Below are 20,173 nucleotides of genomic sequence, written 5' to 3' on the forward strand. Positions count from 1 at the left end.
TTTTTTCTCTTCTCCTGTGCCAGTGGTTTGCTAGAGTGCGCATTCTTAAAGATTAAGTTCAATGACACGCCCTAGAAGACCGGGTTTTAACCATGCATGGCGCGCTTTCATGACGGTTCGTGTTCCCGTCAAGGAGGTCGGGCGCAAGATTGGCGGTATGGTTTACAAAAACACTGAGCTTGATCCAAAGCTCGGTGGCTTTCAAAATACTTGTGCCATCAGAATGAGTTATGTTCTGAATATGACTGACTTTCCCATCCCCAGGGGGCAGTCATACAAGTCAGTCAGCGGTGCAGATGGTCAGCAGTATCTGTACCGTGTGTCAGAGATGATGGCCTATTTGGAAAAGACTTTTGGCAGACCTGACAAGTCTGTGCGGGCGCCAAAGACAACCGACTTTCATGGGCTGAAGGGCATCATCGTCGTCAAAGGGCAGGGCTGGGCCAATGCGGTGGGGCATATCACGCTGTGGGATGGGGTCAAATGTTCTGATAGTTGCCATTTGATGGCAGACCCTGACAATGGTCCGTTTGTGCCTGATATTGGATTGCTCTGGATCTTGTCATGAAAGCACTTCTTATTGCGCTTGCGCTGATAGCATGGATAACGCCGCCGGCATCTGCACGGCCTTTGGCGCAGACGAGTCAATATTCCCAGAAAACACTGTTGAAGAACTGGGCCCTCAGCATTTGTCTGGCGCAGGTGGCGCAAGATGAACGCACTGCGCAGGACGCCGCGTCAACGGCTGGCGCCTACCTGGAGTTTGGCCACCAAGATTTGGTGGTGTATGGGCAGATCAGGGCACTGGTTGCCAAGTATGTTGCGCTCCAATATGGCGGGTCAGTGCCCTCTGAGTTCAAGACCATGAAATGCATTGATCTATTTCACAGCAAAGAGTTGGATCAACTGACCGCCAGGGCAACAGTCAAAAAGTCGAAGCAGTAAATTTCTGAACAGCGAGTCCAGTAGTATCAACTGCCACGCTGAACAGCGACCCCGCTGGCACCTCAGCCTCCTGCTCTTCCACAGGCCGCCCGGCCCGCGCCGACGTGATGTACAGCGTGCGCAAGTCCTCCCCGCCAAAACACACCATGGTCGGGCACTGCACCGGCACAGCGATGCGCTGCAGTACATCCCCTGTGGGAGACAGCTGCAGCACGCAGGCCCCTTCGTACATCGCCACCCAGTAGTTGCCCTCCACATCCACCGCCGCGCCATCCGGCCGGCCTCCGTACGGCTGCCCATCCACCTTGCGGTCGAAGTGCACCCAGGGCCGTCGATTGGTGATCGCACCGGTGGTCAGGTCGAAGTCAAAGCGGTCGATGCGGTGCTCGGGCGTGTTGGACCAATACATCACGCGGTTGTCGGGGCCGAAGGCGAGGCCGTTGGCGGTGAAGTTGTCGCCGGCCATGTGCCGCACGGTGTAGCCGGTGCCATCTGCAGCCGCCGACAGGCACCACAGGGCCGCGTCGGGTGCGGTGCGCGGGGTGATCATCGAGCCTGCCCAGAAGCGGCCTGCCGCATCGCAGCGGCCGTCGTTCAGGCGCAGGCGCCGGGTGTCGTGCTGGTCCGGCGGCAGCAGCGCCAGCAGGGTGAGGTCGCCGCTGGCGGTGTCGAGTTGGTAGAAGCCGTCCCGTAACCCGATTACGACGTTTCCGCCTGCCGAGGGCGCGCAGCATGCGGGCTCGCTGGGGGTCTTCCACTGGCGGTGCTCTCCGCTCACGGGGTTCCAGGCATTCACCGTGTGTCCCTGAATGTCACACCAGTAAAGGGATTTTTCCTCGGGGTGCCAGAAAGGGGATTCGCCCAGTTCGGACGGCGGAAGAGGCAGGCGCTCAAGGGTCATGGGTTGAAGTGCGGTGGTTATCGAGTTACATTCTAGGGCCCAGAACAGGGCCTGTGCACAGGCCTTTTCCCTCCTTTCCCCACCGATGGAGCATCCCATGCATTCAGTCGTAGCGCGCGTGACGGCTCGCATCATCCAGCGCAGCGTGGACACGCGGGCCGCCTACCTGGCCGGTGTCGACGCCATGATCCAGCGCAAGCCCCCGCAAGACCGCATGGGCTGCGCCAACCTGGCCCACGCGTACGCGGCGCTGCCCGGCGCCGAGAAGTTCAAGGTCACCGTCGAAAAGGCGCCCAACATCGGCATCGTGACGGCTTACAACGACATGCTGTCGGCCCACCAGCCGTACCAAAGTTACCCCGCGCTGCTGCGCGACGAGGCCGCCCGCCACGGCGCCACGGCCCAGGTGGCGGGCGGCGTGCCGGCGATGTGCGACGGCGTGACGCAGGGCACGCCCGGCATGGAGCTGTCGCTGTTCTCCCGCGACGCGATTGCCATGGCCACGGCGGTAGCGCTGTCCCACGACGTGTTCGACGCCGCGCTGCTGCTGGGCGTGTGCGACAAGATCGTGCCGGGCCTGTTGATCGGTGCGCTGCACTACGGGCACCTGCCCTGCGTGTTCGTGCCCGCCGGCCCCATGGGCTCGGGCCTGCCGAACAAGGACAAAGCCAAGGTGCGCGAGCAGTACGCGCAGGGTCTGGTGGGGCGTGACGAGCTGCTCAAGGCCGAGTCGGCCGCGTACCACAGCCCCGGCACCTGCACCTTCTACGGCACGGCCAACAGCAACCAGATGCTGCTCGAAGCCATGGGTCTGCATGTGCCCGGCGCAGCCTTTGCGCCACCCGGCACGGGCGAGCGCGAGGCCTTCACCCGCCAGGCGGTGCGCACGGTGCTCGACATCGGCAAGCGCGGCCAGCGCTTCACGCCCATCGGGCGCCTGGTGGACGAGCGCTGCATCGTCAATGCCATGGCCGCGCTGCTGGCCACCGGGGGCTCCACCAACCACCTGATCCACTGGGTGGCGATTGCGCGCAGCGCAGGCATCCTGATCGACTGGACGGACTTTGACGAGCTGTCGTCCGTGGTGCCGCTGCTGGCCCGCGTGTACCCCAATGGCGACGCCGATGTGAACCAGTTCGAAGACGCGGGCGGCCCGCCCTGGATCCTGCGCGAGCTGCTGGACAACGGTCTCATGCACGGCGACGTGCTCAGCGTGAACGCGGGCGGCATCGCCGAAGGCGGGCAGGGCGCACCTGCGGTGTCCGGCGATCTGTCGGTGCTGCGGCCGGTGAGCGAGCCGTTCTCGCCCACCGGCGGTCTGCGCCTGCTGCAGGGGCGCCTGGGCCGTGCGGTGATCAAGGTCTCGGCCGTGCCGGAAGACCGCCACATCATCGAAGCGCCCGCACGCGTGTTCGACTCGCAAGAGGCATTGCTCGCGGCCTTCAGCGCGGGCGAAGTGCAGCAGGACATGGTGGCGGTGGTGCGCTTTCAGGGCCCGCAGGCCAACGGCATGCCCGAGCTGCACAAGCTCACGCCACCGCTGGCCGTGCTGCAGAACCAGGGCTTCAAGGTGGCGCTGGTGACCGATGGCCGCATGAGCGGCGCATCGGGCAAGGTGCCCGCCGCCATCCACGTGACGCCCGAGGCGCTGGCCGGCGGCCCGCTGGCCAAGGTGCTGGACGGCGACATCGTGCGGGTGGACGCTGTGGCCGGCACGCTCGACGTGCTGGTCGACGAGGCCACCTGGGCGGCACGCGTGCCGGCACCGTACAACGCGGCCTCGCAGGTCGGCTTCGGCCGCGAACTGTTCACCAACTTCCGCCGCCATGCGGGCGGTGCGGAGCAGGGCGCCTGCACATGGCTGTAGGTGTCCCCATTGGCCTTCCAAAATACACAACCGATCACGCTGAGCTTGTCGAAGCGCCGCGCGAGGCTTCGACAAAAGCTCAGCCAGAACGGTAGTAGGTCATTGAAGGCCCCTCTGTATCGCCTGCCATGCCGTTGCTCGTCCACCCGCAGGGGTGACGCACCCGGGCCCTGCCAAAACCAGTTCTACAGAAACCTTGACATGGCACCGCACCAGTTTTGTAGGCCGCCTGCGGCATCCGACACCTAAGACACCAAGGAGCAAACACTCATGAATCCGCTTGATATCGCCAGCCATGGCCCCGTCATCCCCGTCATCGTGATCGACCGCGTGGAAGACGCGCTGCCCCTGGCCGAAGCCCTGCTCGCCGGTGGCGTGAAGGTGCTGGAGGTGACGCTGCGCACCGCTGCCGGCCTGCCGGCCATCGAGACCATCGCCCGCAACCTGCCCGAAGCCGTGGTGGGCGTGGGCACGGTGCTCAACGCCGACGACGCGCGCCGCGCGAGCGAGGCGGGCGCGCGCTTTGCCGTGAGCCCTGGCTACACCTCGGCCGTGGGCAGCGCCTGCAAGGGCCTGAACCTGCCGTTGCTGCCGGGCGTGGCCACCTCGGGCGAGATCATGGCGGCGCTGGCCGATGGTTTCTCGTTTTTGAAGCTGTTCCCGGCCGAGGCGGTGGGCGGCATTCCGCTGCTCAAGTCCTGGGTCAGCCCGTTCGGTGCGGTGAGCTTTTGCCCCACCGGCGGCATCACCAACGCTACCGCGCCCCACTATCTGGCGCTGCCCAACGTGCGCTGCGTGGGCGGCTCGTGGCTCACGCCGACCGATGCCGTGCGTGCCGGGGACTGGGCGCGCATCACCCAGTTGGCGCGTGAGACGCAAAGCCTGCGACAGGCAAGCTGAATCCAGCGGGGGTGCGGGGGCATCGTGTCCATCGCGCTGCTCCCGCACTCGCCGTGGGTACGCGCCGCCTGCACGACATAGGCCGCAGCGGCTGGTGGCAACTGCTGTTGCTGACCGGTATCGGCTTCTTGCTGCTGCTGGTCTGGTGGGCGCAGCCTAGCGAAGGCTGATCTCATCAGACGCCGGGCTTGAGGGCTCGCTCGCGCAGCCCGCTGTCCTCATGGTCAGCGGGCTTTTTGGTGGGCGGCCGGGGTCGGGGCTCCCGTCGGCGTGCAGTGCGTGCAAGGTACTGCAGACCCGAAGCACGGGTAAAAAAGAGCTCTTCCGCTTGTCTGGTCAGCGCTAGCAGCTATCAAAAGAGAAGCAAAAGGGGATGATCACGGCCAGGCCGTGTGTTGTCGTTGTACGACATCGCGCCACAGAAGCTGCCGGTTGGTCGCGTAGATTTTTAGAATAGAAATCATTCCTATTTCCATTCCTGAAAATCATGACATTCCAACATCGGCAGACTGCGGTCTGCATCGGCATCGCCCTGGCCTTCGGTGGGGTGCCTGCAGCGGTGATGGCGCAAAGCGCCCCGGCGACCCTGTCCGAAGTGCGTGTGGACGCCAACGCCGAGAAAGAGTCCGCCACCGCGCCCGTGGTGGGCTACCGCGCACGCAATGCAGCCACTGCCACCAAGACCGACACGCCGCTGTCGGAAACCCCGCAGTCCGTCACCGTGGTCACCCGCGACCAGTTGGTGGACCAGGGCGCCACGACCTTTCAGGAGGCACTGCTCTACGCCGCCGGGGTGCGCAGCGATGCCTACGGTCTGGACAGCCGCGCCGACAGCGTGCGGGTGCGCGGCAGTTCGCCGGACACCTACCTGGATGGCCTGCGCCAGGGTTACAACTACTACACCAGCACCATCGCGTCCGACCCCTACGCGCTGGAGCGCCTGGAAGTGCTGCGCGGCCCGTCCGGCATGCTGTTCGGTGCGGGCACGGTGGCCGGCGTGGTCAACATGGTCAGCAAGCGCCCCCTGCAAGAGGCGCAGCGCGAAGTGGGCGTGCAGTTCGGCAGCTGGAACCGCAAGCAGTTGCAGGCCGACCTGACGGGCCCGCTCACCAAAGACGGCGAATGGTCGTACCGGCTGGTGGCCGTGGCGCGCGATGCGGACACCCAAACCGACTACGTGAAAAACGACCGGCGCCTGATCGCACCATCGCTCGCCTGGCGCCCCAATGGCGCTACGTCGCTCGTCCTGCAGGCCCACTGGCAGCAAGACCGTACCGGCAGCACGGCGCAGTTCCTGCCGTGGTCCGGCACGCTCCTGCCCAACCCCAATGGCAAGCTGCCCATCAACCGCTTCATCGGCGAGCCGGGTGACTACTACGACACCGACCGCGAATCCATCGGCTACCTGTTCGAGCACCGCTTCAACGACGCCTGGACCGTGCGCCAGAACCTGCGCCTGGCGCGCAACGAGAACCGGGGCGGATATCACTACGCCGACTTTTTCACCGAGCCTGGCGGCTTCGGCGCAGACCCCGTCAACCAGCGCCTTGTGGGCCGCCTGTACGGCAAGAACGTCACGCGCACCCGCATGGCCGCGGTGGATACGCACCTGCAAGGCAACCTCACCACCGGCGCGGTGCGCCACCAGCTGCTGCTGGGCGTGGATTGGAACCGGCAGACCGAGAACAAGACCGAAGCCGATGACTCGTACAACGCCCCCATCGACGCGTTCGCACCGGTGTACGGCAACCGCATCAACCCTGCGATGGCCGCCAAGCCCGAGAACGTGCAGCGCCAGGGCGGCCTGTACCTGCAGGACCAGATGAAGTGGGGCAACTGGATCTTCATTGCCGGCCTGCGCCACGACCGCGCCGTGAACAGCCTGGCCGGCTCGGCCGATGACCGCACCAGCGACACCACCAAGCGCCTGGGCGTGATGTACCAACTGGCCGGGGGCTGGACGCCCTACATCAGCTACGCCGAGTCGTTCAGCCCGGTGAGCGGCACCAACGCCTACGGCCAGCGCTTCAAGCCGCTGGAAGGCGAGCAGATCGAGGTGGGCGTGAAGTACGTGCCCGAGGGCAGCTCCACCCAGTTCACCGCCGCGGTGTACGACCTCAAGGAAAAGAACCAGCAGGTGGCCGACCCCACCAACCCCAAGAACGTGCTGCAGGCGGGCCAGACCCGCAACAAGGGCCTGGAGCTGGAATACAAGGCCCGCGTCGCCACCGCGTTCGATCTGACCGCCCACTACAACTACACCGATGCCGACCCTGTGCTCGAAGGCCTGCCACGCCACCAGGCCGCCGTGTGGGGCGTGTACCGATTTGCCGTCGGCGACGTGCGCGGTTTCTCGGTCGGGGCAGGGTACCGCTGGCTGTCGTCGTTCCGCGACCGCACCGGGCCCGAGGTGCCGTCCGCCGGCGTGGTGGATGCGCTGCTGGCCTACGACACGCAGGACTGGCGCTACGCGCTCAACATCAGCAACCTGGCCGACAAGAAGTACATGAGCACCTGCCTGGCACGCGGCGACTGCTGGTGGGCCACCCGGCGCAACGTGGTGCTGAGCGCGACGTACCGGTTCTGATCGCTGGCATTGCGCATTGGGGTATCAGGGTATCAACTGACCGACGCATCAATGCATCAACGCATCAACGCATCAGGGTGTCGGCGCGTCGTCTTTTGGCACTCCACTGAACCGTTCACGCTGAGCCTGTCGAAGCGCCGCGCAAAGTTTCGACAGAACCGGTCGGCCTCCGCCCGAACGGCGTGAACGTCGAGCACGGCCTGCAGCGCAATCGCGAAGGTGCTGCCCATTAAAAAACCCCGCAGGCTTCGCAGCCTGCGGGGTTTTTTGTTGGAAGCTTGCGCGCGGCAGGATCGTGGCCCACCCCGCGCAGGTCCGGTGGGCAATTACATGCCCATGCCGCCCATGCCACCCATGCCGCCCATGTCGGGCATGCCGCCGCCAGCGCCGGCCTCGTCCTTGGGTGCTTCAGCAACCATGGCTTCGGTCGTCAGCAGCAGCGATGCCACGGAGGCAGCGTTCTGCAGGGCCGTGCGGGTGACCTTCGTGGGGTCCAGGATGCCCAGCTCGAGCATATCGCCGTAGGTGTCGTTCGATGCGTTGAAACCGTAGTTGCCCTTGCCGGCCAACACAGCGTTCACCACCACCGAGGCTTCGCCGCCGGCGTTGTTCACGATTTCGCGCAGAGGCGCTTCGATGGCCTTCAGGACCAGCTTGATACCGGCTTCCTGGTCGGCGTTGTCGCCCTTGACCGAGTCACCGACAGCTTGCTTGGCACGCAGCAGGGCCACGCCGCCACCAGCCACAACGCCTTCTTCCACAGCTGCGCGCGTTGCGTGCAGTGCGTCTTCCACGCGGGCCTTCTTTTCCTTCATTTCGACTTCGGTGGCAGCGCCGACCTTGATCACGGCCACACCGCCAGCCAGCTTGGCCACGCGCTCTTGCAGCTTTTCGCGGTCGTAGTCGGACGTGGCTTCTTCGATCTGCACGCGCACTTGCTTGACGCGGGCTTCGATGTCAGCAGCAGCGCCGGCGCCGTCGATGATGATGGTGTTTTCCTTGCCCACTTCGATGCGCTTGGCCTGGCCCAGGTCGGCCAGGGTCACCTTCTCGAGGGTCAGGCCCACTTCTTCAGCGATGACCTTGCCGCCCGTCAGGATGGCGATGTCTTCCAGCATGGCCTTGCGGCGGTCGCCAAAGCCTGGAGCCTTCACAGCCACGACCTTCAGGATGCCGCGGATCGTGTTGACCACCAGCGTAGCCAGGGCTTCGCCGTCGACTTCTTCGGCAATGATCAGCAGGGGACGGCCGGCCTTGGCGACTTGCTCCAGCGTGGGCAGCAGGTCGCGGATGTTGCTGATCTTCTTGTCGAACAGCAGCACGAAGGGGTTGTCCAGAATGGCGGATTGCTTTTCTGGGTTGTTGATGAAGTAGGGCGACAGGTAGCCGCGGTCGAACTGCATGCCTTCCACGACGTCCAGTTCGGACTCGAGGGACTTGCCGTCTTCCACGGTGATCACGCCTTCCTTGCCGACCTTGTCCATGGCGTCAGCGATCAGCTTGCCGATGGTTTCGTCGGAGTTGGCGGAGATCGAACCGACCTGGGCGATTTCCTTGGAGGTGGTCGTGGGCTTGGAAGCCTTCTTCAGCTCGGCGACCAGGGCCGTCACGGCCTTGTCGATACCGCGCTTGAGGTCCATCGGGTTGATGCCGGCGGCCACGTACTTGAAGCCTTCGCGCACGATGGCTTGAGCCAGCACGGTGGCGGTGGTGGTGCCGTCACCAGCGTTGTCGCTGGTCTTGGAGGCCACTTCCTTCACGAGCTGGGCGCCCATGTTCTGCAGCTTGTCCTTGAGTTCGATTTCCTTGGCCACGGACACACCGTCCTTGGTCACGGTAGGGGCGCCGAACGAGCGCTCCAGCACCACATTGCGGCCCTTGGGGCCCAGGGTCACCTTGACCGCGTTGGCCAGGATGTTCACGCCTTCAACCATGCGTGCGCGGGCTTCGCCGCCGAAAACTACGTCTTTTGCTGCCATTTGGAGCTCCTAGATTGGGTTCAAACTGGCTGCTGGCGCTTGTCTGGAAAGCGCGAGCAGCTATGAAAAAATGAGTGAATCAGCGGGGAGAATTACTTCTCGACCACTGCAAACAAATCGTCTTCCTTCATGACCAGCAGCTCGTCGCCGTTGACCTTGACGGTCTGGCCCGAGTACTTGCCGAACAGAACGCGGTCACCGACCTTCACGTTCAGGGCGAGCACTTCGCCCTTGTCGTTCTTCTTGCCGGGGCCGACGGCCAGCACTTCACCTTGATCGGGCTTTTCAGCGGCGTTGTCAGGGATCACGATGCCGGAGGCGGTCGTGGTTTCGCTTTCGATACGCTTGACGATCACGCGATCGTGCAGAGGGCGAAGGTTCATTGCAATGCTCCTGTTGTCAGTGAAAAAAGGCTGAGGGACTCAAAACGCCCGCGGAGCGGACGCTACAAAATTCCCGGCAGACAGCGGTGTTAGCACTCGTCTGGGGTGAGTGCTAATGATACGGGCAATTGTGGCGGTTTCAAGACGGCCCGTGCTTTTGCGTGATTTGTAACGTAACAACTTCGCAGAGGGTCCCCCAGGAAGCGTCAGCCCGGCAGCACGGTCGCGTCCAGCTGCTGCCTGCGGAACTCTGCGGGGGTGCAGCCGGCCTCGCGCCGGAAGAATTTTCCGAAATTGGTGGGCTCATCGAAGCCCAGCCTGTCGGCGATGGACGCCACCGTCAGGTTCGTGTGCACCAGCAAGCGCTTGGCTTCCAGGGCGATCCGCGCTGCGATGAACGCCTTGGCCGTGATGCCGCTGCCGGTCGCGCTGGCGCGTGCCAGGCTTTTTTCGGTGCAGCCAAGGTGTTGCGCGTAGCGGGCGACCTGGTGCCACCGCGTGAACCGCTCCTCCACCAGTTGCTGGAAGCGCTGAAAGCGCTGCAATGCCGGTGAGCGCAGCGCCTCCTGCGGGGAGCGAGGGCCGTGCAGAAGTCCTAGGCGTGTGAGCAGCGCATGGAGCTGGTGAAGCAGCAGCGTCTTGACCTCTGCGAGGGGCCCCTGGAGTTGCGAATCCTCGCGCATTTGGGCGAGCGCACGGGTGACGGTGTGCAGCGCATCGTTGTCCAGCGGCATGTGTTCGGGCAGACGCGCCAGATCGGCCGCGAATGCAGGCTGGCGCAGCGGCACGGGCGGGGGCAGCACGAACTCCGGGCGAAACAGCACGATCCAGCCATCCCAGTTCTCGTGGGGCCCGAAGTTGTGGGCCTGTCCCTGGCGTACCACCAGCAGGGAGCCTGGTGCACAGACGACCGGTCTGAAATCGATCACCTGTCTGCAAACCCCTTGCGTGACGCACGCCAACATGTGGAACCCGTAGCGGTGCGTGGTACGCACCTTCTCCCTGCTGCCCCGTTGCCGGAGCTCGGCCATCGTGAAGACCTCCACATCCAGCGCATACGCGCCTTGCGGCTGGTATTCCAGGCGTTCGATGTCGTGCGGGCGCGCCATGGCGGTATTGGAATGATCGAATGTCTAAAAAATACCATTCATTGTCGCTGAAATGCCGTGATGAAAGACGACCGATGTCCAACAATCACCTTCAGCAAGTTCTTTGAAAACGCGAGGCACGAGGGCGGCGTCCGCCAGATGGCGGGCGCATCGTCCTCGCGCTGGAGTGCAACGAACGAGCGCTGGATTCAGGGGGATGCCGTCGGCGCGCAGGAGGTGTGTGCCCCACACATCGCCCATGTCCAGCCACCACCGCCACTGAACCCCTGAAACCATTCACAGGATCGCTCCATGAACCCCATCGACATCGCCAAAACCTACATCCGTGCCGTGCAGACCGGCGACCAGGCCGCGCTCGGCAGCCTCATCTCGCCCGAAGTGGTCTGGCACCAGCCCGGCCGCAACCAGTTCTCTGGCACGCACCGGGGCATGGCCAGCGTCGGTCCGATGCTGGGCAAGATGATGGAAGTCTCCCAGGGAACCTTCGCCATCACGCGCGCCGACCACTACATGGCCAACGGCGACTGGGTGGCCATCACCATCGAATTCGCGGGCGAAGCCAACGGCATCACGCTCCGGCAGCCGGGTGTGGACCTGATCCGTATCGACGGTGGAAAGATCGTGGAGGTTCGTCTCTTCTCCAGCGACCAGGCCCAGGAGGACGCGTTCTGGGGACAGTAAGGTAAGGCTCCTTTCGCGGAGCCGTGTCGTCCTGCTGACCAGGGCACGGCAAGGCGGGCAGGGGGCGCGGCCTGCGGCGCCCGCGGGGCACCAGCCCGCCCCTATTTGAAGCGCAACTTGGCGTCAGGCCGCGACCACCCGCGCGAGTCCGCCAGTGGCCGTCTGCAGAATCTGGCGGGCCCTGTCCGCCGAGACGCTGGCGTCGCTGCCGCTCCAGGCGACAAACTGGTCCGGACGCACCAGCACCAGTTGCGCGCCGTAGCGCTCATGCTCGCCTGCGCCGTGGGCCTCCACGACGGTCAGGGCCAGCGCCGTGTCCGCCGCGGCGGCGCGAAAGGCCTGCACCGCGTCGGCGTGGGCCCCGAAGGCCAGCAGCGAAAAGCCGGTGCCCAGCGCCTCGAACACGTTGCTGCCGGACGGCAGCACCGCAGGCGCCAGGTGGTGGCCGGCTCTCGCGTCAAAGCGGTGCGATCCCTTGGCGCTGCTGACGCGGCCCGCGCTGCCCCAGACCACGCTCGAGCCCTCGTAGTGGGGTTCGAACGCATGCACCTCGCCCACGGCGCCCTGTGCCCGTGCCTGCCATGCAGCATCGAACGCGGCGCGGTCGCGCTGCGGGTCGTGCGTGTTCAGGAACTCGCGGTCTGTGTCGATGGACCGTGCGATGAAATCACGCATGGTCGAGGCAAACACAGGGCGCCGCTCCTCGTCGTACGAGTCGAGCAGGCGCTCGCCGCCCCAGCCCTGCAACCGGGCCGCCAGTTTCCAGCCCAGGTTGCGCGCATCCTCCAGCCCCGAATTCACACCATAGCCGCCGTAGGGCGGGTGGCTGTGCGCTGCGTCGCCGGCGACGAAGACCCGGCCTTGGCGATAGCTGTCGGCCAGCATGAAACGCAGGTCCCAAAAGCCGATGTGCTCGAACTCCACACCGAACGGCGCGCCCACCGCCTCGTGCAGGTAGCCCGCAAAATCGAAGTTGTCCCTGGTCGTGCCCGGCGGAACGGGCGCGTGGAAGAACCAGGTGTTGCCCAGGTCCACGCGGCCGAAGAACTTCCAGTAGCCCTGCAGCTCGGGCTGCAGCACGTTGTAGTAGGACTTGCCGGGATAGCGTTCAAGCAGCTGGTGCAGCCCCGGCGACCGGAAGACCAGCAGCACCATCATGCGGTCGTGGTCCGTGCGGGTCTGGGTGATGCCCGCCTGCTCGCGCACGACCGAACGCGCGCCGTCCGATCCGACCACGTAGGCGGCGCGCAGCACGCGCTCGGTGCGCTCGCCCGTGCCGCCACGCTCGGTGATGGTGATCGACACGCCATCGGCATCCTGCGCCACGGCCTTGGCTTCCCAGCCATAGATGGTGCGTACCGATGGCAACTGCGCCACGCGCTCGCGCAACACGGCCTCGGTCGCGTACTGCGGCAGCCGTTCGTTGCCGGTGAAATAGTAGGGCTTGACCAGGTCGCGCTGCAGCCAATCGTAGGTGTGGGGGCCCAGCAGCGTGCCGTGTGCGGTCAGGCCGCCAATGCCGTATTCCATCGGGATGGTGCGCGCGGCGCGCAACTCCTTTTCAGCGCCCCAGAAGTGGAAGTGCTCCATCGTCCGCTGGGTCAGGTTCTGACCCTTGGGGATGGGCTGGGGCTGCGGATAGCGCTCCACCACGATGGTGCGTACACCGCGCTGGCCGAGCTCGATGGCCAGGCCCATGCCCACCGGGCCACCGCCGACGATGACGACCTCGGCGTCCTGGGGGGGCGGCAGGGCCTGATCCTTGTTCATGTCGTTCATGTCGTTCATGGGGTCTGCTGCTTTCATCATTCGGCGGTGATGCCCTGGGCCTTGATCAGGTCCGACCAGCGCTTGGCGTCTGCGGCCACGAGCTTCGCGAAGGCATCCGGGGTGCTGTGGGCGGGTGTCATGCCCTGTGTCTCGAACGACCTGGCGACCGCAGGCTGCGCCAGCACGTCGCGCAGCTCGGTGTTCAGCCGGTCAACGAAGGCGCGCGGCGTACCCGCGGGTGCGAACACGCCGTACCACATGTCCACGTTGAGGTCGCCCAGCTTCAGGCTGTTCAGCGAGGGGACTTCCGGCAGCAGGGGGTGGGGCGTGCTGGAGCTGATGGCCAGCGCCTTGAGCTTGCCCGCCTTCACATGCTGCAGGGCCACATGGATGGGCAGGAACATCGCGTCGATCTGCCCGCCCAGCAGGTCGGTCACGGCGGGGGCCGTGCCCCGGTAGCTGATGTGCGTGAGCGAGATCTTCGCGCGGTTCTTGAGCAGTTCCATCGCCAGGTGGTGCGGCGTGCCCGCGCCGGGCGAGCCGTAGTTGAGCGCACCCGGCTTGGCCTTGGCGCGATCGACCAGTTCCTTGAGCGACTGGATTCTTGCCCCTTCGCTGGCCACCAGCAGCAGCTGGCCCCAGCTCGTCTGGCTCACGGGCTGCAGGTCGGTCAGCGGGTTGAAGCCCTGCTTGGGGTACAGCGCCATGTTCATCACCAGCGTGTTGACACTCACGAGCAGGGTCGTGCCGTCGGCTGGCGCACGCACCACCTCCTGCGTACCGATGATCCCCGACGCCCCGGCCTTGTTGTCGACAAAGAAAGGCCGCTTGAGCCGCTCGGACAGCGGGCCTGCGATCTGGCGCGCGATCAGGTCGATCCCCGTGCCGGGCGTGAAAGGCACGACCAGGCGCACCGACGCGTCGCTGCCAGCCTGCGCATGGACCAGTGGCGCTGCCGCCGCGGCCAGGGCACCGAGCACAAGGCGTCTGCGTTGAAGGGACGGCGGCTGCAAGGGGGTTGCCATGGTCATGGTGTTTGTCTCTTGGGTAGTTGGACCACAATTACAGCGACAGTCTTGATGTGAATCAAACGGAAAATTCTGATGAATTCGTCAACAAAGCTGATGAATGTCAGCAGCCGGCAGCTCCACGCCTTCCTGGAGGTCACGCGCCTGCAGAGCTTTGCCCAGGCGGCCGAGCAGGTGCACCTGTCTCCCTCGGGCATGAGCATGCTGATCAAGGAGCTGGAGGACCAGGTCGGCGCCCGCCTGTTCAACCGCACCACGCGTTCGCTCACGCTGACCGACGCGGGCAGGCGGCTGCAGCCGGTGGCCGAAAGCATCGTTGGCGAGCTGCGCACGCTGGGTGCCGTGCTCGACGGCAGCGAGTCCGCCGTGCGCTCGCGTCTGCGGGTGGCGGCAACGCCCATGATCTCGGCCAGCCTGCTGCCCGACGTAGTGCGCGGCTTCGCCCAGACCCATCCCCAGGTGCAGGTGCATCTGGCCGACGTCGAGGTGGGCACGGTGCGCCAGCATGTGCTGGAGGGCGAGGCAGACATCGGCTTGGGTTTCTTCGTCAAGCCGGCGGTGGGCCTGTCGCGCCAGCCGCTGTGCAAGTTCCGGCTCATGCGCATCAGCCCGCCAGTGGCGGGCCAAGGAGGCTTGGCGGTCAGCCAGCCGTGGAGCAGTCTCAAAAGCATGCCTTTGGTGAGCCTGCCGTCGGACAACCCTATCCAGGTGGTGATCGAAAAACAGCTCTCGCAGCTGGGGCGCGTGCACGATGAGCGCCCACGCATGAACCTGATGGGCACCATCATTGGCATGGTGCGTGCCGGTCGGGGCCACGCCGTCATACCGTCCTTCGCTCTGGAAGAGTGCCTGCGCCAGGGCCTTGCGGTGGCCATGCTGCGCGAGCCGGTGACCTACCTGGACCTGTACCTGGTGTCCAAGCGCGGCACGCAGCCCAAGCCGGCCGCACTCGCGTTTGCCGCAGCGCTCAAACGTGCAGCCGCAAGCCTGCCCAGTTAGGAGGACCGCGCAGGCCGGAGGGGCCAAGCCCTGTCGGACGCGGCGGTGCGGTCGTGCACCCGGGCTTGGCGTGGGCCAGCAGTCCTTGGGCAGACAGGCACACCGCTGGGGTTGATTGTTCTCAATACTGGAACAGTCAGTTCGCGACTGGGCGGTTTTTCTCTGGACACCACCGGCGTACAGTTCAACCCATCGATGAGCCGAACCCGCAAGGCGACTCACCGAACCCGGTTCAAGAATGGTTTTGTACCGGCTTTATTGAGACGCTTTTTAACTTCAAGGACTTTCATCATGAACAAGACCGCACGCTTCCTCGCCATCGCCGCTGTGTCCGCTTTCGCTGCCTTCGGCGCCCACGCTGACGAAGCCGATGCTTCGCAATTCGCCACCCAATTCGACACGAACCGCACCCGCGCCGAAGTGGCTGCAGAAGCTTCGAGCGTCGCCCAGACCCGCAGCATCGAGCCCGCAGGTTCGCGCGTCGTGACCTACAAGTCCACGGCCGACCGCGCTGCCGTGCGTGCCCAGGCTGCTGAAGCCGTGCGCACCGGCACGATCCCTTCGGGCGAAATCAGCGCGATGTAATTGACGCAGTTGCGGGCCTTCCCATGGTGGTGGCATTGGCGGCATGTCGCTGGTGCTGCTGCCATGGGGAGTGTTTTGGACCCGCTGCGACGCGACAGCAAACTGGGCTCCCGTGTGGGAGCCCTTTTTGTTGGTCGGCATGACCTTTTGGGGTGAGGGGTCTGTCAGTTAATGCCATTAAGATGGCGCAAACTGACATCTCCTGTTTTGGCCCACCGCACAGAAATCTCCCGCCTTGGCGTAGCCCGCGTCGCTGCCCGCCTGTTCGCCGACCAAGGATTCGGCGCCACCAGCGGCAGCGAGATTGCGGCGGCCGCCGGCATTTCAGAGCGCACCTTGTGGCGGTACTTTCGCAACAAGGAGAGCTGCGTCTCGCCGCTGTTCGCGCAGACCTGGCAGCGCTTTGCGCGCGAGCTGCGCTCCTGGCCCCACAGCCAGCCGATCGAGGTGCATCTGGCCGACCAGTTCGCGCTGGACAGGCGTTCGCCCCAAGAGATCGCCGACATGGTGCTGGTGGTGCGGCTGATCGCCGCGCTGCCGCAGGAGCCCGACCTGCGCTCCGTCTGGCTGCACTCGTACCACGACGGCGAGGAGGAAGTGGCGGCACTGATCGGCGACCGGCTGGGCCGCTCGCACCATGATTTCGAAGTGCGCCTGTGCGCCGCCGCCGTGATGGGCGCGGTGCGGACGGTGGACGAGGCCATCAGCCGTGCCGCCGTGCGCGATGCGCGGGCCTTCACCACCGCAGAGGTGGTGGCACAGATGTCCCGCGCCATCCGCGCCGTGAGCAACCTGCCGTTTTGCGACCCCGTGGTGCACCAGCCGTTCGGCGGCCCTGCACCTGGCCCTGTACCCCGCCCAGAGCCTGCCGCACGAGCACGACGCGCTGCCAAGTAGATCCTCTCAACCCCCAACGCTCAACGCTCAACGCTCAACGCTCAACGCTCAACGCTCAACGCTCAACGCTCCACGCTCCACGCTCCACGCTCCACCACCCCTGAACGTCCGCGCAGCCCGCGCTTCGCCGACCTCTGCCTGTCCACCACTTCTGACCGCACTGCGCACCGCAGCCCTCCATCCACCCACTATCCATGGCCATTCCACCCCCAAAACCCCTGCGCATCGGCATCATTGCCCTGGTGCTGATCGCGGCCGTGGCCGCCTTCGTCAAGTGGCAGTTCTTCCCGGCCAAGGTGCCCAACAACTTCATCACCGCCACCGCCGCCACGGGTGACCTGGAAGACACGGTGCTGGCCAGCGGCACGCTGCAGGCCTTCAAGCAGGTGAGCGTGGGTGCGCAGGTGTCGGGGCAGATCAAGTCGCTGAAGGTGGCGCTGGGCGACAACGTGAAGGCGGGGCAACTGGTCGCAGAGATCGACTCGCTGACGCAGCAGAACACGGTGCGCAACTCCGAGGCAGCGCTGGCCACGGCGCAGGCCAACCTGCGCGCGCGCCAGGCCTCGCTGTCGCAGGTGGAGCTGGCCTACAAGCGCCAGCAGCAGCTGCGTGCGGCCGACGCCGGCCCGCAGGCCGACCTGGAGGCGGCCGAGGCCACCTACCGCACCACGCTGGCCGACATCGACGCGCTCAAGGCGCAGATGCAGCAGGCCGCCATCGCGGCCGACACGGCCAAGGTCAACCTGGGCTACACGCGCATCGTCGCGCCCATCGACGGCCAGGTGGTCGCCGTGGTCACGCAGGAGGGGCAGACCGTCAACGCCAACCAGGCCGCGCCCACCATCATCAAGCTGGCCAAGGTGGACACCATGACGGTGAAGGCCCAGATCTCCGAGGCCGACGTGACCCGCGTCAAGCCCGGGCAGAAGGTGTACTTCACCATCCTGGGCGAGCCCGACCAGCGCTACCAGGCCACGCTGCGCGCGGTGGAGCCCGCGCCGGACTCCATCGCCACCGAGTCATCGCAGTCCAGCGCGGCCACCAGCAGCAATGCCGCGGCCACCGCCATCTACTACAACGGCCTGTTCGATGCCCCCAACCCCGATGGCAAGCTGCGCATCTCCATGACGGCGCAGGTCTACATCGTGCGAGCCGAGGCCAAGGGCGTGGTCACCATCCCGTCCGCCGCGCTGGGGGAGCGCCATGCCGACGGCACCACCACCGTGCGCGTGGTCGACGCCGAGGGCAACGCCGCGCCCCGCCAGGTGAAGATCGGGTTGAACAACAACGTCAGCGCGCAGGTCACCGAGGGCCTGGCCGCCGGCGAGAAGGTGGTGCTGGGCGACGGCGCCACCGCGCCATCGGCCACCAACCCGGGCCGCATGCGCGGCGGCCCGCCACGGCAGTGAGCGGGGCGGCGCAGGCCCTGCACGGCCATACCAGCGACCCGGGCGGGGCGACAGGCACGGCAGTGCAGCCCCTGCTCGACATCCGCGGCGTGACGCGCGAGTTCCCGGCCGGCGACCAGGTGCTGGCCGTGCTCAAGGACGTGCACCTGACGATCCACGCGGGCGAGATGGTGGCCATCGTCGGGCAGTCGGGCTCGGGCAAGTCCACGCTGATGAACATCCTGGGCTGCCTGGACACGCCCACGCGCGGCAGCTACCGCGTGGACGGGCGCGAGACCGGGCAGCTGTCGCCCGACGAACTGGCCGAGCTGCGGCGCGAGCACTTCGGCTTCATCTTCCAGCGCTACCACCTGCTGTCGGACCTCACGGCCCAGGGCAACGTGGAGGTGCCGGCGGTATACGCCGGGCGCACGCGCGCGCAGCGGCACGAGCGCTCGGCCGCGCTGCTGGCGCGCCTGGGCCTGGCCGACCGCATGCACCACACGCCGGGCAAGCTCTCGGGCGGACAGCAGCAGCGCGTATCGATTGCCCGCGCGCTGATGAACGGCGGGCGCGTGATCCTGGCCGACGAGCCCACCGGCGCGCTGGACACGCATTCCGGCGCCGAGGTGATGAAGATCCTCGCAGAGCTGCATGCCGAAGGCCACACCATCATCATCGTCACGCACGACATGGGCGTGGCCGCCCACGCGCAGCGCGTGATCGAGATCCGCGACGGCGCCATCGTGGGCGACACGCGGCGCGAGGGGGCTGCTGCGCCCGGTACGGGCGCCAGCCGACCTGCCAGCCGCGCCCCCACGGGCTTCTTCGCGCGCCTGTCCGCCTTTGGCGACCGCTTTCGCGAGGCCTTCCACATGGCGCTCCTGGCCATGAACGCGCACCGGCTGCGCACCTTCCTGACCATGCTGGGCATCGTCATCGGCATCGCATCGGTAGTGTCGGTGGTGGCGCTGGGCGCGGGCACGCAAAAGAAGGTGCTGGCCGACATCAGTGCCATCGGCACCAACACCATCGAGGTGTTCTCGGGCTCGGGCTTCGGCGACGTGCGCTCGGCCGCGGTGCGCACGCTGGTACCGGCCGATGCCGACGCCCTGGCCGCCCAGCCCTATGTGGACAGCGTCACGCCCAACCTCAATGCATCGGCGCGGTTTCGCTGGCGCAACGTGGAGCTGACCGGCACCATCAACGGCGTGGGCGAGCAGTACTTCCGCGTCAAGGCCGTGAAGCTGGCGCAGGGCACGGTGTTCAATGCGAGTGCGGTGCAAGGGCGCCAGCAGGTCGCGGTGATCGACGACAACACCCGCGCCAAGCTGTTCCCCAACTTGACAAGCCCGGTGGGCGAGGTGGTGCTGCTGGGCAGCGTGCCGGTGCGCGTGATCGGCGTGGCCGCCAAGAGCGACAACGCCTTCGGCAACAGCGAGGCGCTCAACGTCTGGGTGCCCTACACCACGGCCATGGGCCGCATCGTGGGGCAGAACTACCTGCGCAGCATCACCGTGCGCGTGGCCGACACCGCGCCCATGGCCGCGGCGGAGCAGGGCATCAACCAGCTGCTCAAGACACGCCACGGCCGCGAGGACTTCTACGTGCTCAACACCGACAGCATCCGCCAGACCATCGAGACCACCACGCAGACGCTGACCCTGCTGGTCGCATCCATCGCCGTCATCTCGCTCATGGTGGGCGGCATCGGGGTGATGAACATCATGCTCGTGTCGGTGACCGAGCGCACCCGCGAGATCGGCGTGCGCATGGCCGTGGGCGCGCGCCAGGGCGATATCCAGCAGCAGTTCCTCATCGAGGCCGTGCTGGTCTGTCTGCTGGGCGGCGCCCTGGGCATCGCCATCGCGCTGGGCCTGGGCGCGCTGATCACCAGCGTGGCGCCGGTGGTGCCGCTGGCGTTTTCCGTGAGCTCGATGGTGTGGGCGTTTGCCTGCTCCACGCTGATCGGCGTGGTCTTCGGCTTCCTGCCGGCGCGCAGCGCGGCGCGGCTCAACCCCATTGATGCGCTGGCGCGGGATTAGGTGAGGCTCCCCCTGAGTCGCTTCGCCCTTCCCCCTGTCTCGACTCGCTGCGCGAGTCGGGAGGTGGACGCCCCCGGTGCACGCCAGCGAAGCGCCGCATGCGCGGCTT

Annotated in this window: 17 protein-coding genes and 1 pseudogene; 12 read left to right on the forward strand and 6 right to left on the reverse strand. The window is 66.0% G+C overall.

Annotated features, from left to right (window positions below; translation table 11 throughout):
* Positions 1 to 109 precede the first annotated feature (109 nt).
* The gene (locus tag ACIGHN_RS04700) at positions 110 to 568 is read left to right on the forward strand and encodes a type VI secretion system amidase effector protein Tae4 (protein ID WP_396503452.1); all 459 of its coding nucleotides are present in this window, start codon (positions 110 to 112) and stop codon (positions 566 to 568) included.
* Positions 565 to 945, forward strand: coding sequence for a T6SS amidase immunity protein Tai4 family protein (locus ACIGHN_RS04705; protein ID WP_396503453.1), 381 nt, complete (start codon positions 565 to 567; stop codon positions 943 to 945). Before ACIGHN_RS04700 ends, ACIGHN_RS04705 begins: the two co-directional genes overlap by 4 nt.
* On the opposite strand, the gene ACIGHN_RS04710 is transcribed toward ACIGHN_RS04705, so the two are convergent.
* Positions 926 to 1,846 (reverse strand): SMP-30/gluconolactonase/LRE family protein, encoded by a 921-nt coding sequence (locus ACIGHN_RS04710; protein ID WP_396503454.1) that lies wholly within the window; start codon positions 1,844 to 1,846, stop codon positions 926 to 928. The two genes, ACIGHN_RS04705 and ACIGHN_RS04710, sit on opposite strands and share 20 nt — an antisense overlap.
* Before the next feature lie 97 nt (positions 1,847 to 1,943).
* Between ACIGHN_RS04710 and edd the strand changes: the two genes are divergently transcribed.
* The 4 genes and pseudogenes from edd to ACIGHN_RS04730 all read left to right on the forward strand — a co-directional run bounded on the left by edd (position 1,944) and on the right by ACIGHN_RS04730 (position 7,200).
* Positions 1,944 to 3,713, forward strand: a complete 1,770-nt coding sequence (gene edd / locus ACIGHN_RS04715) for a phosphogluconate dehydratase (RefSeq protein WP_396503455.1) — start codon at positions 1,944 to 1,946, stop codon at positions 3,711 to 3,713.
* A gap of 270 nt (positions 3,714 to 3,983) precedes the next feature.
* Positions 3,984 to 4,613, forward strand: a complete 630-nt coding sequence (gene eda, locus ACIGHN_RS04720; protein WP_056415201.1) for a bifunctional 4-hydroxy-2-oxoglutarate aldolase/2-dehydro-3-deoxy-phosphogluconate aldolase — start codon at positions 3,984 to 3,986, stop codon at positions 4,611 to 4,613.
* Positions 4,614 to 4,654: 41 nt separating this feature from the next.
* Positions 4,655 to 4,783: pseudogene (locus tag ACIGHN_RS04725) on the forward strand (DUF805 domain-containing protein); the annotation flags it as partial.
* A gap of 317 nt (positions 4,784 to 5,100) precedes the next feature.
* Positions 5,101 to 7,200 carry a TonB-dependent siderophore receptor gene (locus tag ACIGHN_RS04730; protein ID WP_396503456.1) on the forward strand — a complete coding sequence of 700 codons (2,100 nt, stop codon included), beginning with the start codon at positions 5,101 to 5,103 and terminating at the stop codon, positions 7,198 to 7,200.
* Positions 7,201 to 7,526: 326 nt separating this feature from the next.
* Here ACIGHN_RS04730 and groL read toward each other — a convergent pair whose 3' ends face one another.
* From groL to ACIGHN_RS04745, 3 genes are all read right to left on the reverse strand, one after another.
* On the reverse strand, positions 7,527 to 9,179 hold the full coding sequence (groL, locus tag ACIGHN_RS04735; protein WP_056415207.1) for a chaperonin GroEL: 1,653 nt from the start codon (positions 9,177 to 9,179) through the stop codon (positions 7,527 to 7,529).
* 92 nt (positions 9,180 to 9,271) lie between these two features.
* The gene (locus ACIGHN_RS04740; RefSeq protein WP_056173280.1) at positions 9,272 to 9,562 is read right to left on the reverse strand and encodes a co-chaperone GroES; all 291 of its coding nucleotides are present in this window, start codon (positions 9,560 to 9,562) and stop codon (positions 9,272 to 9,274) included.
* A 206-nt stretch (positions 9,563 to 9,768) separates the two neighbouring features.
* The gene (locus ACIGHN_RS04745) at positions 9,769 to 10,671 is read right to left on the reverse strand and encodes an AraC family transcriptional regulator (protein WP_396503457.1); all 903 of its coding nucleotides are present in this window, start codon (positions 10,669 to 10,671) and stop codon (positions 9,769 to 9,771) included.
* Positions 10,672 to 10,962: 291 nt separating this feature from the next.
* On the opposite strand from ACIGHN_RS04745, the gene ACIGHN_RS04750 reads away from it, so the two are divergent.
* Positions 10,963 to 11,352 (forward strand): nuclear transport factor 2 family protein, encoded by a 390-nt coding sequence (locus tag ACIGHN_RS04750; RefSeq protein ID WP_396503458.1) that lies wholly within the window; start codon positions 10,963 to 10,965, stop codon positions 11,350 to 11,352.
* Between the two features lie 123 nt (positions 11,353 to 11,475).
* Here the strand turns inward: ACIGHN_RS04750 and ACIGHN_RS04755 are convergent, their stop codons facing one another.
* Positions 11,476 to 13,140 (reverse strand): FAD-dependent monooxygenase, encoded by a 1,665-nt coding sequence (locus tag ACIGHN_RS04755; RefSeq protein WP_396503459.1) that lies wholly within the window; start codon positions 13,138 to 13,140, stop codon positions 11,476 to 11,478.
* A 17-nt stretch (positions 13,141 to 13,157) separates the two neighbouring features.
* Positions 13,158 to 14,153, reverse strand: a complete 996-nt coding sequence (locus ACIGHN_RS04760) for a tripartite tricarboxylate transporter substrate binding protein (RefSeq protein ID WP_396503460.1) — start codon at positions 14,151 to 14,153, stop codon at positions 13,158 to 13,160.
* A 72-nt stretch (positions 14,154 to 14,225) separates the two neighbouring features.
* Here ACIGHN_RS04760 and ACIGHN_RS04765 point away from each other — a divergent pair, with 72 nt between their 5' ends.
* From ACIGHN_RS04765 to ACIGHN_RS04785, 5 genes are all read left to right on the forward strand, one after another.
* Positions 14,226 to 15,149 carry a LysR family transcriptional regulator gene (locus ACIGHN_RS04765; RefSeq protein WP_235503982.1) on the forward strand — a complete coding sequence of 308 codons (924 nt, stop codon included), beginning with the start codon at positions 14,226 to 14,228 and terminating at the stop codon, positions 15,147 to 15,149.
* A gap of 291 nt (positions 15,150 to 15,440) precedes the next feature.
* Positions 15,441 to 15,734 (forward strand): DUF4148 domain-containing protein, encoded by a 294-nt coding sequence (locus ACIGHN_RS04770; RefSeq protein WP_396503461.1) that lies wholly within the window; start codon positions 15,441 to 15,443, stop codon positions 15,732 to 15,734.
* A 207-nt stretch (positions 15,735 to 15,941) separates the two neighbouring features.
* Positions 15,942 to 16,631 (forward strand): TetR/AcrR family transcriptional regulator, encoded by a 690-nt coding sequence (locus ACIGHN_RS04775; RefSeq protein WP_396503462.1) that lies wholly within the window; start codon positions 15,942 to 15,944, stop codon positions 16,629 to 16,631.
* Positions 16,632 to 16,825: 194 nt separating this feature from the next.
* Positions 16,826 to 18,040, forward strand: a complete 1,215-nt coding sequence (locus ACIGHN_RS04780; protein ID WP_396503463.1) for an efflux RND transporter periplasmic adaptor subunit — start codon at positions 16,826 to 16,828, stop codon at positions 18,038 to 18,040.
* A 62-nt stretch (positions 18,041 to 18,102) separates the two neighbouring features.
* Positions 18,103 to 20,064 (forward strand): MacB family efflux pump subunit, encoded by a 1,962-nt coding sequence (locus ACIGHN_RS04785; protein WP_396503464.1) that lies wholly within the window; start codon positions 18,103 to 18,105, stop codon positions 20,062 to 20,064.
* Positions 20,065 to 20,173 lie beyond the last annotated feature (109 nt).

Source organism: Acidovorax sp. NPDC077693 (assembly GCF_044542805.1).
Classification (GTDB): Bacteria; Pseudomonadota; Gammaproteobacteria; order Burkholderiales; family Burkholderiaceae_C; genus Acidovorax.

Bases quoted from the DNA above. Each gene is read 5' to 3' on its own strand.
- ACIGHN_RS04705 (WP_396503453.1), top strand. From the start codon at position 565: ATGAAAGCACTTCTTATTGCGCTTGCGCTGATAGCATGGATAACGCCG.
- ACIGHN_RS04745 (WP_396503457.1), bottom strand. From the start codon at position 10,671: ATGGCGCGCCCGCACGACATCGAACGCCTGGAATACCAGCCGCAAGGC.
- ACIGHN_RS04770 (WP_396503461.1), top strand. From the start codon at position 15,441: ATGAACAAGACCGCACGCTTCCTCGCCATCGCCGCTGTGTCCGCTTTC.
- ACIGHN_RS04730 (WP_396503456.1), top strand. From the start codon at position 5,101: ATGACATTCCAACATCGGCAGACTGCGGTCTGCATCGGCATCGCCCTG.
- ACIGHN_RS04755 (WP_396503459.1), bottom strand. From the start codon at position 13,140: ATGAACGACATGAACGACATGAACAAGGATCAGGCCCTGCCGCCCCCC.
- ACIGHN_RS04700 (WP_396503452.1), top strand. From the start codon at position 110: ATGACGGTTCGTGTTCCCGTCAAGGAGGTCGGGCGCAAGATTGGCGGT.
- ACIGHN_RS04750 (WP_396503458.1), top strand. From the start codon at position 10,963: ATGAACCCCATCGACATCGCCAAAACCTACATCCGTGCCGTGCAGACC.
- edd (WP_396503455.1), top strand. From the start codon at position 1,944: ATGCATTCAGTCGTAGCGCGCGTGACGGCTCGCATCATCCAGCGCAGC.
- ACIGHN_RS04740 (WP_056173280.1), bottom strand. From the start codon at position 9,562: ATGAACCTTCGCCCTCTGCACGATCGCGTGATCGTCAAGCGTATCGAA.
- ACIGHN_RS04765 (WP_235503982.1), top strand. From the start codon at position 14,226: ATGAATTCGTCAACAAAGCTGATGAATGTCAGCAGCCGGCAGCTCCAC.
- ACIGHN_RS04760 (WP_396503460.1), bottom strand. From the start codon at position 14,153: ATGACCATGGCAACCCCCTTGCAGCCGCCGTCCCTTCAACGCAGACGC.
- groL (WP_056415207.1), bottom strand. From the start codon at position 9,179: ATGGCAGCAAAAGACGTAGTTTTCGGCGGCGAAGCCCGCGCACGCATG.
- ACIGHN_RS04780 (WP_396503463.1), top strand. From the start codon at position 16,826: ATGGCCATTCCACCCCCAAAACCCCTGCGCATCGGCATCATTGCCCTG.
- eda (WP_056415201.1), top strand. From the start codon at position 3,984: ATGAATCCGCTTGATATCGCCAGCCATGGCCCCGTCATCCCCGTCATC.
- ACIGHN_RS04710 (WP_396503454.1), bottom strand. From the start codon at position 1,846: ATGACCCTTGAGCGCCTGCCTCTTCCGCCGTCCGAACTGGGCGAATCC.